Source organism: Methylomonas lenta (assembly GCF_001644015.1).
GTDB lineage: Bacteria > Pseudomonadota > Gammaproteobacteria > Methylococcales > Methylomonadaceae > Methylomonas > Methylomonas lenta.
The window spans coordinates 23,134-39,638 of the sequence record NZ_LUUI01000055.1; the positions used below are offsets into that span (position 1 = coordinate 23,134).

Sequence of the window (16,505 nt, forward strand, 5' to 3'; positions counted from 1 at the left end):
CATAACAACCCACAGGTTTTTCTTCAGTTGCTTGATTCGATGCCAGACTTAGAGACTGGATGCTTGATAGCGTACTGAAAAGTCGTTTAAAGCAGCCTGTGCATGTTCAATTGCTTTGGGATTATTAAGCTCGAAGGCATCGACACCCACCCGTTTCAGATAAAACACCTGATCAGTCATATAGTGCCCGACTGCGCGTATTTCACCCTGATAACCATAACGAGCTCTCAGCAGCCTGGCCTGAGAAAAACTGCGGCCATCGGAAAAAACAGAAAAATACAGCTCGATCAGCTTAAAGCTGGCCAGGTCAGCACTGACAGCCTCAACCGAGTCGGCAGGCGACAGTCGAATGCCAATGCTGCCTGAACGCTGCAATAGCGCTTGCTTTTCTGTCTGCCAGCGATTGAGCGTAACGGTAATATTACCGTCGGTCAATGGAGCATCATCGGCAACAAAGCTCCAAGTGTTATCAGAAATTTGTTGATCTTTAATGATTGGCATAGACTTTTTCCCGGAAAGGTTCAAGACCGACACGTTTGACGGATTGTAAAAAAGTTTCGTCTTCAAGACGAATCTGAACGTATACAGACAAAATATTAATGATAGCTGGGGTTATCTGGTTTTTGGCTACAGCCGGCCCCATACGATCACCAATGGCCGCTTCATTTTCAGAAGAACCACCTAACGTGATTTGATACCATTCCTCACCTTTTTTATCGACGCCCAGTATGCCGATGTGGCCCACGCTTTGGTGGGCGCAACCGTTCATGCAACCGGACATGTTTATTTTGATGTCGCCGATGTCGTGAATGTAATCCATGTCATCGAGTGCTTCATTGATTTCTTTGGCTACGCCAATTGAACCCGCGTTTGCCAATGAACAAAAATCCAAACCCGGACAGCAGATCATGTCTGTTACTGTCCCAATATTGGGCGTGGCCAGTTTTAAAGCCGCCAGTTTTTGCCAAAGCGGAAACAGGTCGGCTTGTTTAACATCGGCCAAAACCAGGTTTTGTCGATGTGTACTTCTGACTTCAGCAAAACTGTATTTGTCAGCCAAGTCCGCTAGCGCATCCAATCGTTCAGCAGTGATATCACCAGGAGGCGAATCAGGGGCTTTCAAAGAAACAAAAACAACCCGATAACCTGGCACTCTGTGATCTGCGCTATTATATTTAAACCATTTGGCAAACTCGCTATCTGCGGTCAAATGTTGTGCAAAACTAGCATCGGCATCCGCTGAGGCGTCATATGCCGGGGGGGTGAATTGCGCTTTCATGGCTAGTATTTGCTCATCACTGACCAGTATGTCATCACGAGTCCGCGACCACTCTTCTTCAACTAAAGCCGTAAATTTCTCTAGGCCAGTTTCTTTCAGCAAAATTTTGATTCTAGCCTTATATTTGTTGTCACGACGGCCAAGCAGGTTATAAACCCGCAAAATGGCTTCTAGATAAGACAGTAAATATTTCTTTTCCAGAAAAGGTTTAATAGTTTGACCAATGATGGGCGTTCTACCTAAACCGCCACCAGCCAGAACTCTAAAGCCGACTTCGCCATTTTCATTGCGAACTAAATAAACCCCAATATCATGCAATTGAACGGCAGCACGATCATGCTCGGAGCCGCTGACAGCTATTTTAAATTTACGCGGCAAGTAGGCAAACTCGGGGTGCAAAGTAGTCCATTGGCGAATGATTTCACAATAGGGACGCGGATCTTCGATTTCATCAACACAAACACCGGCTAAATGATCTGAAGTAGTGTTACGTAAGCAGTTGCCGCTGGTCTGAATCGCATGCATTTGCACGGCTGCCAACTCAGCCAATATGTCAGGTACCTGCTCCAGCGCTGGCCAGTTATATTGCACATTTTGCCGAGTGGTGAAGTGGCAATACCCTTTGTCATAGTTACGCGCCACTTTGGCAAGCGTCCTGAGTTGCCGTGAGGCTAGTAATCCATAAGGTATGGCCACGCGCAGCATGGGAGCATGAGTTTGAATATAAAGTCCGTTCATCAGGCGCAGCGCTCTGAATTCATCCGGACCAAGTTCACCGTTAAGGAACCGTTGTGTTTGTCCTCGGAACTGGGTGACGCGCTCTTCAATAAGCGTTTGATCTTGCTCGTTATATTGATACATTTAGAAGTGTTTTTTGTTTAGCAGGCAATTTCGATATGGCGACGAATAATATACTGGTGGGCTTTAAATGACAAAGTTTATTGTATGGTGATACCATGCCGAGCTGTTTTTTATAATGTTAAAAATAACTAAAACTTTTTAGATTTGGGGGGTTGTCTTGTTGCGCTTACTGTTGATTTTGGCCGGGTTACTGTTTTTGCCGGAAATAGCTATGGCCGAGGAAATTAAAAACCTTGGCTTGACTGGAACTGAACGCGGTATTTATACCGTTTTGATATTCATTGTGGCTTATGCCTTTGTGATGACCGAAGAGTTTACGCATTTGCGTAAATCCAAGCCAGTTATTTTTGCGGCTGCGGTGATTTGGGGACATGTGGCTATTTTGGCCCAAGAAGCCGGCGTGTCAAACGAAGATTTGCACAAAGTCTTCGAACACAATTTGAAAGAATATGCCGAGCTGATGTTGTTCTTGCTTGTGGCCATGACCTACATCAACGCCATGGCCGAGCGTAACGTGTTCGAAGCTCTGCGTTCTTGGATGATTAGAAAAGAGTTTGGTTATAAGCAGTTATTCTGGATCACCGGCATCATTACCTTTTTCTTGTCCTCAGTTGCTGATAACTTGACTTCTGCACTACTGGTAGGCGCTGTGGTATTGGCGGTCGGCGCTGATAACGAAAAATTCTTAAGCATCGGCTTCGTCAATCTGGTTGTCGCAGCTAATGCAGGTGGCGCGTTTTGTCCGTTTGGTGACATTACCACACTGATGGTCTGGCAGGCTGGATATGCGGAATTTTTTGATTTCTTCAAATTATTCATCCCGTCAATCGTAAATTATGTCGTACCAGCTTTCTTCATGTGGCAAGCGATTCCTGATGAACAGCCAAAGGCCAGCAATGAAGCGGCTGTTGAAATGAAGCCAGGCGCACTTGTTATTTGCGGCTTGTTTGCCTTGACTATCGTTTCGGCGGTCAGCTTCAAGCAATTTTTACATTTACCACCGTTTATGGGCATGATGTTGGGCCTATCTGTATTAATGCTGTATGGCCATGCACTGCATGTACGTTACAGCGTTGAGGGTGGCGATGGCTTCGACATTTTCAATAAAGTCAAAAATGCCGAGTGGGATACTTTGTTATTCTTCTTTGGTGTGGTGTTTGCGGTTGGCGGTATGGGCTACATCGGTTACCTAGAGTTAATGTCTGAAGGCATGTATGACGGCTTGGGGGCTACTACTGCCAATATTCTGGTGGGTATCATTTCGGCGATTGTTGATAATATTCCAGTTATGTTTGCTGTATTGAACATGGGTGTGGATATGGATCTTTATCAGTGGCTGTTGGTAACCTTGACGGCTGGCGTGGGTGGCTCCATGCTATCGATTGGTTCTGCGGCAGGCGTGGCATTGATGGGTCAATCCAATCACAAGTACACATTTTTCAGTCACTTGAAATGGACCCCTGCAATTGCAGCAGGCTACGTTGCCAGTATCCTCACTCATTATTTGGTTAATGGTTAGAGGCTTTTGTTAGCCAATTTAACAGCTAAAGGAGGAAGCGATTGGCGATAACGCGACAAAGTTGGCGCCAAGCTTTCTCCGTCTATACCCAGCCAGAAGTGCTGGGTATGATCTTCCTGGGCTTCTCAGCCGGTCTGCCTTTTATCCTAGTATCTTCTACCTTGTCTGCCTGGTTGGCGGATGAGCACATCAGCCTATCCGTCATCGGGTATTTCAGCTTAGTCGGCGTCGCCTATTCCATCAAAGTATTTTGGGCGCCTGTTATCGACCGCTTGCCACTGCCTTTTTTGACCCGCATTTTTGGCAAACGACGTAGTTGGATGCTGGTATCTCAGCTTGGTATTGCGATCGGCCTTTGGAAAATGAGCCAAATACCCGTCGACAGTCAATTACAGCAATTAGCACTGCTGTCGGTTTGGGTGGCTTTTTGTTCTGCAACACAAGACATCGTTATTGATGCCTATCGTATTGAAATAATAGCCGTAAAATTCCAAGGCGCGATGGCAGCTATGTATGTGTTTGGCTATCGATTGGCGCTGCTGGTGGCAGGAGCAGGCGCTTTGTACCTGGCGGAATTTGTGAATTGGCAAGTCGCCTACCAGGTAATGGCTGGATTAATGCTGATAGGAATTGTGTCGACACTGTTAATTACCGAGCCTAAACATCGAACCGATCGATCAGCCGCAGCCATCGAAAAAGAACTAGAGCATTCACTTAAAGTTAAATCTGATACTGGATTGTTATCCAGTTTTATGCGCTGGTTTGTTGATGCAGTCATTAGCCCGTTTATCGAGTTTTTTCATCGCAATGGCCGCAGTGGTTTTTTAATTTTAGCCTTAATCGCCCTTTACAAAATGAGCGATATTGCTATGGGCGTGATGGCGAATCCGTTTTATCTGGATTTGGGATTCAGTAAAAAAGAAATTGCTGACATTACTAAATTGTTTGGTTTTTTTATGACCATATTCGGCACATCACTGGGCGGCGTGCTTGTTGTCCGATACGGCATTATGCGGCCGTTACTACTTGGCGCAATCATAGTGGCATTAACCAATTTATTGTTTGCCGTTTTAGCTGTTTTGGAACCCAATCTATATTTGCTGGCGGGTGTGGTAAGTGCAGATAACCTCTGTGGAGGCATGGCCTCGGCGGTGTTTATTGCCTATCTTTCCAGCTTAACAAATAGCACATATACGGCAACGCAATATGCCTTGTTCAGCTCTTTGATGACACTACCTGCAAAACTGATTGGTGGCTTTTCCGGTGAAATTGTGGGTGGATATGGCTATGACGGCTTTTTTATTTATGCCGCCTTAATCGGCGTTCCCGCCATCATTTTGGTGGTTTTAGTGATGCGAATAAAGGGTAATGTCGAAAATGATGCGATAAAAAGCATTACCATCGACTAAATGGATATAATTTTTTATTGCGGTAAATTTAAGCAAGTCGTATCATAAGCAGTTCTCTTATGATGTAGCCCGAACGGGTATGTGAGCACTATGAAACCAGAAATCCATCCTGAATATAAACAGATTACCGTTACTTGCGGCTGCGGCAACACCTTTGAAACCGGATCCGTCTTGTCGAAAGACTTAAACATAGAGGTCTGCTCCTCTTGCCATCCATTTTATACTGGCAAACAACGGGTAGTAGATACAGCAGGGCGCGTCGATAAATTCCGTAAAAGATTCGGTAAATAAGTTTTTTGTACGCCCTATCATAGCCGCCAGCTCCAACAGGCGGCTATATAACCTACTTGTTAAAATAGCGCCTCTTGAAACCACTCTTCGTCGAACTCAAACTCCGGTTGTTTCGGCACTGAATACGTCTTAGGCGCTGTCTCTGCAGTAAAATATTCCCATATTCCCGCATTATTGTTTTCGTTTAATAACAATCCATCATTCGGATTGATATAAGCTTGAACGATTCCTTCTGGTGGGGTTAAGGCTTTTTCCGGAACACCTTCCAGCGCTGTTTTCATAAACTCTATCCAGATAGGCAATGCAGCTTTGCCACCCGTCTCTCCTTTTCCTAAAGGATGCGAATTGTCAAAACCTAACCAAGCTGAGACAGCAATCTCCGACGTAAAACCGTTAAACCAAGCGTCACGCTGCTCATTTGTGGTACCGGTTTTCCCGGCAAGATCACTGCGACCCAGCGACTGCTTTGCCAAGGTAGCAGTACCGAGATCAACGACATCGCGCAACAAGCTGTTCATCAAGAAATTAATCGGCTCTGAAATTACCCGCGGCGCAGGATTGCTGACAGTTTTCAAGCCCTCCTTACAATCCAGGCATACCGACAGCGGATTAGCCTGAAATAAAACAGCTCCTGAATGATCTTCGATACGCTGAATCAGATAGGGTTTGACTGAAAATCCACCATTAGCAAATACAGCATAGGCAGATGCCATTTTAAGAGGCGGCGCATAACCACTTCCCAACGCCAAGGACAATGTCGCCGGCAATTGTTCGCGATCAAAACCAAAGCGCATGGCTGTTTCTAAAGCAGAGGGAATGCCAACATCCTGCAATAGACGAACGGACACTAGATTAATTGATTTTCGTAAGGCTACTCGCAACGCCGTTAGCCCGGAAAACTTACGCGTGTAATTTTCCGGGCGCCAGTCATTTTCCAACGAAGGATCTTCAATCACTATAGGCGCATCGTTAATCATACTGGCAGCGGTAAAACCTTTTTCTAAGGCTGCCGTATAGATGAAAGGCTTAAATCCTGATCCCGGCTGACGCTTTGATTGTACAGCGCGATTGTATCGACTACGATAGAAATCAAAACCGCCGGATATCGCTAAAATGGCACCATTAGTGGGATTGATAGCAGCCAACGCGCCTTCAGCGACTGGGAGTTGAGTCAGCGCCCACGACTGGTCGGCAAGTTGCCTAACCCAGATAATATCGTTTGGTTTAATATAAAAACTATTGATATCTTTAGAATGCGTTTCATTGAAGCCGCTCTTTTTCCAGGGAATATTTTTCCACGCAATCAATACTGAAGATCCGTTTGACAATCGGGTCTCAACACCCACAGTAGATAGAGCGGTTACAACAGCCTGCCGGCTATCGCCCAATGATTTCAACGACTTCAGCGAACTTGTTTTTGTAAACTTTTTATGCGGCAGCCCATGGTAGCCATGGCGTTCATCATATTCATGCAAGGCAAATTGAACGGCACGATCAGCAGCAATTTGCAGCCTGGCCGGTACCGTGGTGTAGACCTTAAGTCCAAGTGTATAAGCATCCTCGCCGTATTTTGCCAGCAACTCTTGTCGGGCCATTTCAGATACATAAGGTGCGTTTAATTGAATTTTGGTGGGCTGAGTGGCTGCATCATCTTGTGCATTAACTGCCTGCTCATACGCTTTGGGTTGTATTAAATTCAGCTCCAGCATACGGCGCAAGACATAATCACGTCTTTCCACCGCTCTTTCCGGGTTAACTATAGGGTTATAAATAGACGGTGCTTTGGGTAAGCCGGCGATCATGGCTTGCTGATGAAGTTTGAGTTCATCCAAATTCTTACCGTAGTAAATCTGAGCGGCTGCCGCTAAGCCATAAGCGCGCTGCCCCATATAGATTTTATTCAAATACAACTCAAGAATTTGTTCTTTGTTGTAACGCTTCTCTATTTGTAAAGACAACAAAATTTCTTTGAGCTTACGTAAAAAAGTTTTTTCCTTGCTCAGCAAAAAATTACGCGCAACCTGCATGGTAATCGTACTGCCACCTTGCCGCTTTTTACCCGTGGCCAGTAACTGATTTGCCGCGCGTAACAGACCTTTATAGTCTACCCCGGGATGGGTATAAAAACGCTCATCTTCAGCTGCAAGAAAGGCGTTAATTTGTTGCTGAGGTACTTTATCTATTGCGATAGGAATGCGTTTTTTTTCACCGTATTCGCCTATCAAAAGCCCGTCTTGGCTGAATATACTGAGTGGCGTTTGATACTGAACATGCTCAAGCTGCCCGATGTCCGGCAGCTCTTTGTTAAGTTCGAGAATAAAGAAATAACAAGCTACTGAAAGGCTTAGCAACAATGTCAAAAAAATAAAGAAAAGCCACTTGAACAGGGATTTGATTAACCGTTTGGGCTTAGGCTCTTTCTTAATGGGCACAGGTGATAAAAATAATATTGGTTATTGCATTGGCCGCCAAAATACCTGCTTTTGTAGACAGGGACAACTTAAAGTTTGAATTTAAAAAATGCTTAGGGTGTGAAAATTATAAAACCTAACTATACTTCCACACTAGCTGGACTCTGCAAGCCAAGTTGGATGCATTGCGGAGCCATTTTAAGTTACTACGATTCAATAGGTTTCATTCATGAGCTGGTTTAACAGGAATCAGTCCGCTATGCTGGGTATTGACATCAGTACAGCTGCGGTTAAATTGTTGGAATTAAGTCAAACCGGTGCTCGCTACAAGGTAGAAAGCTATGCAGTGGCGCCGCTTCCGCAGGATGCGATTATTGATAAAAACATCACCAATGTCGAACTCATCGGTGATGCCATCAAAGCCGCTGTCAAACAATCGGGGACTCGTGCCAAGCGAGCTTGTGTTGCCGTGGCGGGCTCATCGGTTATGACTAAAATTATTTCCATGCCGGCATCCTTGAATGACACCGAGATGGAAGAACAGATCATGGTTGAGGCTGATCAATATATCCCCTACTCGCTGGACGAAGTTAATCTTGACTTTGAAGTGCAAGGTATTTCAAAAAATAACCCGGAAATGCTGGATGTATTACTGGCTGCTTCTCGGCGAGAAAATATCGAAGATCGGGTTGCCGCTCTCAATCACGCCGGATTGAAAGCCGCTATTGTCGATGTGGAAGCCTTTGCTATGGAAAATGCTTTTACGTTGTTGGCGGATCAATTGCCGGAAAATGTTGAAAGCAAAACTGTTGCTATTGCCGATATTGGCGCCACTATGACGGCCTTGAATATCCTGCACAACGGCAAAACCATTTATACCCGCGAACAAGGTTTTGGCGGCAAACAACTCACAGAAGAAATTCAGCGTCGCTACGGGCTTTCTTATGAAGAAGCCGGTTTAGCAAAAAAACATGGCGGCCTGCCGGATAACTATAACCCTGATGTACTGGATCCCTTTAAAAAGGCTATGCTGCAGCAAATAGCCAGATCTTTGCAGTTTTTCGTGTCTTCAAGTGCCAATCGCGGGATAGATGCTTTAATTTTAGCCGGTGGCTGCGCCTCAATCCAAGGCATGGAAAAGTTAGTCGAACGCGATCTGGGGATTCCCGCGTATATTGCCAATCCTTTTATCAATATGGCACTGTCCAATCGAGTCAAGCCACAGAGTTTGAGTAACGATACGCCCGCCATGATGATAGCTTGTGGATTAGCGTTAAGGAGTTTTGATTAATGGCAAGAATTAATTTACTTCCCTGGCGCGATGAACTGCGTGCGAAACAGCAACAAGACTTTATCGCGAGTATTGGTGCAGCGATTTTGGCAACCTGTTTGGTTTTGCTATTGGTGTACATGTACATTGAAGGCATGAAAGATTATCAAACCAGCAGAAACCAGTTGTTAAAAAATGAAATAACCGTGCTTGATAAGAAAATTGCAGAAATCAAAGACATTGAAGAAAAGAAAAATAAGTTGCTGACCAAAATTGATGTAATTCAAAAATTGCAGGAAAGCAGGCCTGAAATTGTACATTTATTTGATGAACTCGCTAAAACAACGCCTGATGGGGTGTTTTTAACTAAGTTCGTACAAACTGACGCTGATTTGACGATGGACGGCAAAGCCGAATCGAATGCCCGAGTTTCCGCCTTTATGCGGGCAATAGATAATTCTGCCTGGCTAAACTCACCGAATCTAAGCGTTATCAAAGGCCAAGGTAAGAATAACGGCGAAATGAATGACTTTTCTTTGAAGGCCAAACAAGGGAAAAAGCCCGATAGCGATCAAGCGGGGACTGTGCGATGAACCTATCTGAAGTCAATTGGGATATCAATGCTGCTGGTGCTTGGCCTACGCCAATCAAAATTGCAGCGGCAGCCATTGTTTCACTGTTGGTCGTGATTGCGAATGTTTATTACATCACTGTACCGCAGTTGGACGAACTCGATGCATTGGAAATAGAAGAAGCCAGTTTAAAGACATCATTTGAAAACAAACAAAAAAAAGCCATTAATTTGCCGGATTACCGGGCTCAGCTGGAGCAAATCGAGTCTTCACTGGGTGAAATGTTAAAGCAAATGCCTACCAAAGCCGAAGTGGCTAATCTCCTGGTTGATATCTCACAGACGGGTTTGGCTAGCGGACTGGAATTTAAATTATTTCAACCCAACGCACCTATAAGCAAAGAATTTTACTCAGAACTGCCGATTAATATTCAGGTAGTGGGTAAATATGAAGAATTGGGTTTGTTTGTAAGTGGATTAGCCTCCTTACCCAGGATTGTAACCGTCCATAATGTCAACATAGCACCTATCGCTAAAACTGATAAAGGCAAAGTTGGCGGGACTATGGCCATGTCTGCCGTCATTAAAACCTACAATGAAGCTGAACAAGCCGGGAACCCAAAAGGCAAAGTCAAAGCCAGACGGGGAGGTAAATAATGATCGTTCATTTCAAATCATTAGGAGCTAATCGCTCAATTACTTTGCTCTGTTCTGCACTACTAAGCTTGCTTACGGCTTGTGCTAACGACGACCTAAGTGATCTGAATAGATTTATTCAAGAAGTAAAATCTCGACCAAAAGGCACTATTCAACCCCTGCCGGAAAATAAGATCGTTGAAACCTATATATTTCAACCTCAGGGCTTGCGTGATCCTTTTAAACCATCAGAAAAAAACAATGATGAAGCAGGCTTGGATACAACAGGTGTCGGTGGTATTAGACCGGATACCGATCGGCGGAAAGAAGAGCTGGAAGCTTTTTCACTGGATTCTCTGCGCATGATGGGTACTTTGAAGGACCATCAGGGCTTGTGGGGATTGATCATGGCTAAAGATGGCACTATTCATAGCGTACAAGTCGGCAATCATATGGGTCAAAATTACGGCAAGATCACGCGGATTCTTGAAGACAGAATTGAATTGATGGAAATCGTGCCAGACAAACCAGGAACCTGGCGCGAACAACAAGCAACATTAGCATTGGCTGAGTAAAAAAGGTTATAGACATGAGCACTAAGCAAAATAAAATGATGAAGACTTTACTGAGTCAATTCACGCTCCGTTGGATGCTGATAATGTTATTCACATTGCCGATTTATTCGGTCAATGCAGCAGAGACTAGCATTAATAATTTGGAGTTTTCTTCTCTAGCCGGCAATCAATTGCAAATCCAATTGGACATGAGTGGTCCGATAGCAGAGCCGAAAATTTTCCAAACTGATAATCCATCACGCATAGCACTCGATTTTGATGGCGTTAAAAGCAATCTGGCCAAAAAGAGCTTCCCGATTAATCAAGGTGCCGCAAATACGGTTTATGTGGTGGAAGCCTCAGGCCGCACTCGGGTCGTTATTAATTTGACAGAAAAGGTGCCTTATCAAACCCGGCAGGATGGAAATAAATATTATATAGTGCTGAAATCCGCCGGCGCTGTTGCCGCCGTCAATACAATTTCGCAAGCCAATTCTGGCAAAGAAACCGCACTCAGCCGTTTTTTACCGGAACAATCTATCAAAAGCATAGACTTTCGACGCGGACCAAACGGTGAAGGTCGATTGATGCTAGGCTTAACCACACCCAATACTGTGGTCGATTCCAAACAGGTTGGCGGAAAAGTGATTCTAAACTTCCTGAACACCACAATCCCTGACTCTTTAATAAAAAGTTTTGATGTGGCTGATTTTGCTACGCCAGTACAAAAAATTGAGGCTGAACCACTCGGAGAAAATGTCAGAATCGCTATCACACCTAGTAATCCAAATTATGAATACTCCTCCTATCAGGAGGATAACTTATTGACGGTAGAATTTAGACCGTTGACACCCGCCGAAAAAGAAGCTCAACTTAGAGAAAGACAACCTTATATCGGCAGCAAGTTATCGCTTAATTTTCAACAAATCGATGTTAAATCGGTATTGATGATACTTGCCGATCACATCAAAACTCAGGAAGGTAAGGAAATTAATATTGTTACCACCGATTCTGTAGGCGGCTCAATTGCATTACATGTTAACGATGTGCCCTGGGATCAAGTCTTGGATGTGGTGATGAAATTGCGCGGCCTCTCTAAAAGAGAAAACGGCAACGTGATTTTGATTGGCCCTACCGAAGAGATTAAGGTTCTTGAAGAAAAAGAACTGGAAGCCAGAAAGGTTCAAGAAGAGCTGGAACCTTTAAAAAACGAGAATATTCAAATCAATTACGCCAAGGCAGAAAATATCTGCGCCATTTTACTGGGGCGCAGTGTGTCAGCATCTATGGCAGGCAGCGGTAAATCAGGTTCCGGTGGCTCTACAACTGGCGGAAGCTCAGGTGGCTCAGGAAGCTGCGGGACTTCTTCAGGTGGCTCACAAACATCTCAGTCCGGTGGTGCAGGGGGTGCAGGCGGCACTCAAAATATGCGATTACTGTCTGCAAGAGGCTCGGTCATTGCTGATGGCAGAACCAATGTCTTGATTGTCAAAGATACCGCAACCCAACTTGAAGAAATACACAAAATGATTGCCAAGCTGGATATTCCGGTTAGACAAGTCATGATCGAAGCCCGAGTTGTCATTGCAAGCACCACCTTTGCGCGTGATTTGGGGGTTAGGTTTGGCGTAAATACGGTTCAAAATAATGACTCAGATGTCGCAGGTTTGGCCCAATTGGGCTATACCTTAGCCGCGGCTAGCCCTCCCGGTGCGCTGGCCATGACCTTAGCTGCCGGCGCAAATTATTTGTTGAGCCTTGAAATTGAGGCTTTGCAGAACGAAGGGAAAGGTGAACAGCTTTCAAACCCCAGGGTACTGACATCAGACAGACAAATGGCTCATATTGAACAAGGCTCTCAGATCCCTTATCAATCCTCTTCAGCGAACTCAGGCCCTACGACCGAGTTTATCGATGCAACGCTTATGATGGACGTGACGCCACAAATTACACCAACGGGTAGTATCATCATGGACATTGAAGTCAGTAAGGATGCGCCTGGACTGCCAGTACCAACCGGCCTTGGCGGCGAGGCACTTGCGATTGAAAAGAAAAATGTCATGACCCGAGTGCAAGTAGAGGATGGTGAAACCGTTGTTTTGGGTGGTGTTTACGAATCCAAGAATTTTAGCAGCAGAGATAGTGTGCCCTGGTTTGGCGATGTCCCCATCCTTGGCTGGTTATTCACACCCTTAAAAAGTGTATCCGAAGACAAGACAGAGCTATTGATCTTTGTAACACCAAAAGTAGTAAAAAGTAGTTTGACCACTCATTAAGCCATTTAAGCTGGACCCAATCCTCTAGCGGGTTCGGTCCAGCTTACGGTAGCTAATCGCTTCACTCAAATGCGCAATCTGAATGTCTTTGCAGCCAGCCAAGTCGGCAATCGTACGGGCTAACTTTAAAATACGGTGATAAGCACGATGCGACAGGCCAAACTTCTCCATGGCTTGTTCCAGCAACCTATGTCCAGCGTCGGAAAGCTCACAAAAAATTTTGATTTCTTTGGCACTCAGCGCCGCGTTAGTCTTTCCTTGACGTTTGCCGGCCACAGCACGGGCCTCGATTACCCGTTGCCGTATAATTCTGCTAGTTTCCTCGCCGTCTTTAGCTCCTTTGCGTAACACTTCCAAAGGTACTCTAGGTACTTCAAGATGCATATCAATTCTATCCAACAGTGGGCCTGATACGCGAGCACGATAGCGCGCCACTTGTTCCGAGGTGCAATGGCATCGACCTGATGCATCACCCAGATAACCGCATGGGCAGGGATTCATCGCCGCAATGAGTTGAAAACGGGCAGGAAAGTCAGCCTGACGATTAGCGCGGGAGATGGTGATATGTCCAGTTTCCAATGGTTCGCGCAACACTTCCAAAACTTTTCTATCAAACTCTGGCAGTTCATCCAGAAATAATGCCCCATGATGAGACAGGGAAATCTCCCCTGGCTTGGGATTACTACCGCCTCCCACCAAAGCTGCAGCTGAGGCGGTATGGTGCGGAGCCCTAAATGGGGGCTGCCTCCATTTGCTGATATCTAGCCCATGATCGCTGATGGATGCTATGGCGGCGGTTTCCTGAGCCTCCTGTTCACTCAACTCTGGGAGTATGGTCGGAAGACGCGCAGCCAACATGGATTTACCTGTTCCTGGCGGTCCCAGCATTAGCAGATTATGGGCGCCTGCTGCTGCAATTTCCATGGCACGTTTAACATGAAACTGACCATGTACGTCAGCAAAATCAATATCGTAAACCGTTTGTTCAATTGCAATATTTGAAACGGCTACAGATAGGGGACTTTGTCCTGTTAGGTGGGCGCAAACTTGTAATAAATTTTGCGCAGGCAGCAATTTGGCGTTACGAATCAGTGCCGCTTCTGACGCGCTATCAACAGGTAGAATCAGTTGCCTATCGGCATTTCGACAATGTATCGCCACAGGTAAGGAGCCGGGTATAGCGCGCAAATCACCTCCCAGAGAAAGCTCACCGATACACTCATATTCTTGCAGATTGGTTTGGGGAATTTGTCCAGAGGCTGCCAAGATACCCAAAGCAATTGCCAAATCGAACCGACCGCCTTCTTTCGGTAAATCGGCTGGCGCCAAATTGATAGTAATGCGTTGAAATGGAAATTCAAAATGGGAGTTAATAATAGCGCCGCGCACACGATCTTTGCTTTCTTTAACGGCGGCTTCTGGTAAGCCGACGATATTAAGCGCCGGCAAACCGTTACTGACATGGACTTCAACAGTGACTAGGGGCGCATCAATACCGGAGCGACCCCGGCTATAAACGACGGCCAGCGACATATGAAATTACTCGGGCGCTAGATGCTTTTCCAACTCATCCACCCGTTTTTCCAGTTCTTCCAAACGAGATCGAGTTTTTGCTAATACTGCTTTTTGCACTTCAAATTCTTCCCGGCTGACGAGATCCAGTTTGGATAACCCGCTTTGTAGCAAAGCGTGTACGTTTTTTTCCATATCGTCTTTAAAGTTGTTTAGCCCAGGTGGTATGGCGCTAGCAATGCGATCGGCAATATTATCTATGGATTTTGGATCAAACATGTTGATTACTCTTGGTCAATGAATGGATTTGGTTTTGGGGTATGTTCACGGCATATTTTATCAGTATCATCGCGATCCAGGGCTTCGTCAGTAAAACCACACTGGTAATGATGAGCCTCTACAGTAAAGTAACTGCAGGTACGGCATAAACCAAAGCTTTTGCTGTGATTGACCTGTTGCAATACACTTAAGGTGGATTGTAAGGCATTTTGGATAGTATCAAACTCCAAATGGTCAACTTTAGCTTCTGCTTGTCTAAAAATATCCAGTGGCTTTAGTTCATCTATCAATACGTGACCTTTTTCAGTCAGACTTAAATGCATGACCCGACCATCTTGACTATCAATGGTTTTTTGCAAAAAGTTTTTGCGTTCCAGTATCTGTATGCTCTGTGACACCGTGCCTTTGGTTAAACCAAGATATTCTGCTACTGAGGCGTGTGTGTTACTGTATTTGTTACACTTAGCCAGAAATTCCAATACCTGCCCGTGTACCGGTTGTAAACCGATGGCTGAATATTTTTTGCGTTCTTCCGAGCGTAATAAAGTGCTGATACGCTCAATCAGCTTAAAGGTTTCTAATTCATGCATTTGCCTGATTTTAGCATAGGTAGTTTGCTTTATAGGTAAATGCCCAACGCCATAGGTTTGCGCTAGAACGGCAACTAAGTCCACAATTATGCTTGTTTAATGATGTCCTAGTGCCACGATGAATACCGAAATTAACCAGCTACTGGCTACTGCCAACAGTATTATTCTTGGAAAACAGCAGCAGATTCGCTTGGCTGTTTGTTGTTTGTTGGCCAAAGGTCATTTACTGATAGAAGACATTCCAGGCGTTGGCAAAACCACGCTGTCACACACCCTGGCACATTTATTTGGTTTGGCTTATCAGCGAATACAATTTACCAGCGACATTTTACCTGCCGACATCATAGGCTCCTCGGTATTTGATGCCCAACAAAACAGTTTTAGCTTTCACCCAGGACCACTATTCAAACAAATGATATTGGCTGATGAAATCAATCGCGCCACTCCAAAGGCACAAAGCGCACTCCTGGAAGCTATGGAAGAAAGACAGGTGACAATTGAGGGACAAACCTATGTGTTACCCCTGCCATTTTTTGTCATCGCCACGCAAAACCCAGCCTATCAAATTGGTACATTTTCTTTACCTGAATCCCAACTTGACCGTTTTTTGATGCGCATTCAATTAGGCTACCCTGATCGAGAAGCCGAACGGCAACTACTGATGGGTCAACCACGACACAGCCTGATTAAAACACTTTCCGTGCAGTTAAGCCCTGAACAATTAGCTGAATGTCAGCTAGCGGTCGGCAATGTGTTCGTAGCGCCAGCTTTATTAGATTATTTACAGTCCATCATCGAATTTACCCGCCAATCCGAGCATTATCCTTGCGGCTTATCACCACGCGCAGGCTTGTCATTATTGGCCGCAGCAAAAGCTTGGGCATTCATGGATCAAAGACAGGCGGTGTTGCCGGAAGACGTACAAGCCGTGCTGCCGGCTGTGGCGGCGCATAGGCTACGTTGTACCAGCATTGATTCAGCGGCTACCGTTGCGCCCATACTCGAAAAAGTCCCCGTCCATTGAACGCTTCGCCCTTAACCTTAAAA

15 protein-coding genes are annotated in these 16,505 nt (G+C 45.2%); 9 read left to right on the top strand and 6 right to left on the bottom strand.

Annotated features, from left to right (window positions below):
* Positions 1 to 48: 48 nt before the first annotated feature.
* Both A1359_RS03915 and A1359_RS03920 read right to left on the bottom strand, forming a co-directional pair.
* Positions 49 to 501: a DUF934 domain-containing protein gene (locus A1359_RS03915; protein WP_066978321.1), complete on the bottom strand. Its 453-nt coding sequence runs from the start codon at positions 499 to 501 to the stop codon at positions 49 to 51.
* Positions 488 to 2,140 (bottom strand): nitrite/sulfite reductase, encoded by a 1,653-nt coding sequence (locus A1359_RS03920; protein ID WP_066978324.1) that lies wholly within the window; start codon positions 2,138 to 2,140, stop codon positions 488 to 490. The genes A1359_RS03915 and A1359_RS03920 overlap by 14 nt, the downstream gene beginning before the upstream one ends.
* A 211-nt stretch (positions 2,141 to 2,351) precedes the next feature.
* On the opposite strand from A1359_RS03920, the gene nhaD reads away from it, so the two are divergent.
* The 3 genes from nhaD (at position 2,352) to rpmE (ending at position 5,359) form a co-directional block, all read left to right on the top strand.
* Positions 2,352 to 3,659: a sodium:proton antiporter NhaD gene (gene nhaD / locus A1359_RS03925; protein WP_232322103.1), complete on the top strand. Its 1,308-nt coding sequence runs from the start codon at positions 2,352 to 2,354 to the stop codon at positions 3,657 to 3,659.
* A 41-nt stretch (positions 3,660 to 3,700) separates the two neighbouring features.
* Entirely contained in the window at positions 3,701 to 5,068 is a 1,368-nt protein-coding gene (locus A1359_RS03930; protein ID WP_066978330.1) for an AmpG family muropeptide MFS transporter, read from the top strand.
* 90 nt (positions 5,069 to 5,158) lie between these two features.
* Positions 5,159 to 5,359 carry a 50S ribosomal protein L31 gene (gene rpmE / locus A1359_RS21790; protein WP_083960480.1) on the top strand — a complete coding sequence of 67 codons (201 nt, stop codon included), beginning with the start codon at positions 5,159 to 5,161 and terminating at the stop codon, positions 5,357 to 5,359.
* A 59-nt stretch (positions 5,360 to 5,418) separates the two neighbouring features.
* On the opposite strand, the gene A1359_RS03935 is transcribed toward rpmE, so the two are convergent.
* Positions 5,419 to 7,791, bottom strand: coding sequence for a penicillin-binding protein 1A (locus A1359_RS03935; protein WP_066978331.1), 2,373 nt, complete (start codon positions 7,789 to 7,791; stop codon positions 5,419 to 5,421).
* Between the two features lie 208 nt (positions 7,792 to 7,999).
* Here A1359_RS03935 and A1359_RS03940 point away from each other — a divergent pair, with 208 nt between their 5' ends.
* The 5 genes from A1359_RS03940 to pilQ are packed head-to-tail and all read left to right on the top strand — an operon-like array spanning position 8,000 to position 13,077.
* Entirely contained in the window at positions 8,000 to 9,061 is a 1,062-nt protein-coding gene (locus tag A1359_RS03940) for a pilus assembly protein PilM (protein WP_066978334.1), read from the top strand.
* Positions 9,061 to 9,633, top strand: a complete 573-nt coding sequence (locus A1359_RS03945) for a PilN domain-containing protein (protein ID WP_066978336.1) — start codon at positions 9,061 to 9,063, stop codon at positions 9,631 to 9,633. The genes A1359_RS03940 and A1359_RS03945 overlap by 1 nt, the downstream gene beginning before the upstream one ends.
* Entirely contained in the window at positions 9,630 to 10,268 is a 639-nt protein-coding gene (locus A1359_RS03950) for a type IV pilus inner membrane component PilO (RefSeq protein WP_066978339.1), read from the top strand. The genes A1359_RS03945 and A1359_RS03950 overlap by 4 nt, the downstream gene beginning before the upstream one ends.
* Positions 10,268 to 10,822, top strand: a complete 555-nt coding sequence (locus A1359_RS03955; protein WP_066978341.1) for a pilus assembly protein PilP — start codon at positions 10,268 to 10,270, stop codon at positions 10,820 to 10,822. Before A1359_RS03950 ends, A1359_RS03955 begins: the two co-directional genes overlap by 1 nt.
* A 14-nt stretch (positions 10,823 to 10,836) precedes the next feature.
* Positions 10,837 to 13,077: a type IV pilus secretin family protein gene (gene pilQ / locus A1359_RS03960; protein ID WP_066978343.1), complete on the top strand. Its 2,241-nt coding sequence runs from the start codon at positions 10,837 to 10,839 to the stop codon at positions 13,075 to 13,077.
* Between the two features lie 24 nt (positions 13,078 to 13,101).
* Here the strand turns inward: pilQ and A1359_RS03965 are convergent, their stop codons facing one another.
* Genes A1359_RS03965 through A1359_RS03975 form a run of 3 tightly spaced genes read right to left on the bottom strand, consistent with a single transcriptional unit; the run spans position 13,102 to position 15,542 of the window.
* Positions 13,102 to 14,610 (bottom strand): YifB family Mg chelatase-like AAA ATPase, encoded by a 1,509-nt coding sequence (locus A1359_RS03965; protein ID WP_066978345.1) that lies wholly within the window; start codon positions 14,608 to 14,610, stop codon positions 13,102 to 13,104.
* Between the two features lie 6 nt (positions 14,611 to 14,616).
* On the bottom strand, positions 14,617 to 14,868 hold the full coding sequence (gene ubiK, locus A1359_RS03970) for a ubiquinone biosynthesis accessory factor UbiK (protein WP_066978347.1): 252 nt from the start codon (positions 14,866 to 14,868) through the stop codon (positions 14,617 to 14,619).
* Between the two features lie 5 nt (positions 14,869 to 14,873).
* A complete protein-coding gene (locus A1359_RS03975) occupies positions 14,874 to 15,542 on the bottom strand; it encodes a MarR family winged helix-turn-helix transcriptional regulator (RefSeq protein ID WP_232322099.1) in 669 nt (222 codons plus the stop codon).
* A 34-nt stretch (positions 15,543 to 15,576) separates the two neighbouring features.
* Here A1359_RS03975 and A1359_RS03980 point away from each other — a divergent pair, with 34 nt between their 5' ends.
* Positions 15,577 to 16,482: an AAA family ATPase gene (locus A1359_RS03980; RefSeq protein WP_066978350.1), complete on the top strand. Its 906-nt coding sequence runs from the start codon at positions 15,577 to 15,579 to the stop codon at positions 16,480 to 16,482.
* The last annotated feature ends 23 nt before the right edge of the window (positions 16,483 to 16,505 follow it).

Coding starts and splice junctions, on each gene's coding strand:
- A1359_RS03940 (WP_066978334.1), top strand. CDS start 8,000: ATGAGCTGGTTTAACAGGAATCAGTCCGCTATGCTGGGTATTGACATC.
- A1359_RS03945 (WP_066978336.1), top strand. CDS start 9,061: ATGGCAAGAATTAATTTACTTCCCTGGCGCGATGAACTGCGTGCGAAA.
- A1359_RS03915 (WP_066978321.1), bottom strand. CDS start 501: ATGCCAATCATTAAAGATCAACAAATTTCTGATAACACTTGGAGCTTT.
- ubiK (WP_066978347.1), bottom strand. CDS start 14,868: ATGTTTGATCCAAAATCCATAGATAATATTGCCGATCGCATTGCTAGC.
- A1359_RS03980 (WP_066978350.1), top strand. CDS start 15,577: ATGAATACCGAAATTAACCAGCTACTGGCTACTGCCAACAGTATTATT.
- nhaD (WP_232322103.1), top strand. CDS start 2,352: ATGGCCGAGGAAATTAAAAACCTTGGCTTGACTGGAACTGAACGCGGT.
- pilQ (WP_066978343.1), top strand. CDS start 10,837: ATGAGCACTAAGCAAAATAAAATGATGAAGACTTTACTGAGTCAATTC.
- A1359_RS03955 (WP_066978341.1), top strand. CDS start 10,268: ATGATCGTTCATTTCAAATCATTAGGAGCTAATCGCTCAATTACTTTG.
- A1359_RS03950 (WP_066978339.1), top strand. CDS start 9,630: ATGAACCTATCTGAAGTCAATTGGGATATCAATGCTGCTGGTGCTTGG.
- A1359_RS03965 (WP_066978345.1), bottom strand. CDS start 14,610: ATGTCGCTGGCCGTCGTTTATAGCCGGGGTCGCTCCGGTATTGATGCG.
- A1359_RS03920 (WP_066978324.1), bottom strand. CDS start 2,140: ATGTATCAATATAACGAGCAAGATCAAACGCTTATTGAAGAGCGCGTC.
- rpmE (WP_083960480.1), top strand. CDS start 5,159: ATGAAACCAGAAATCCATCCTGAATATAAACAGATTACCGTTACTTGC.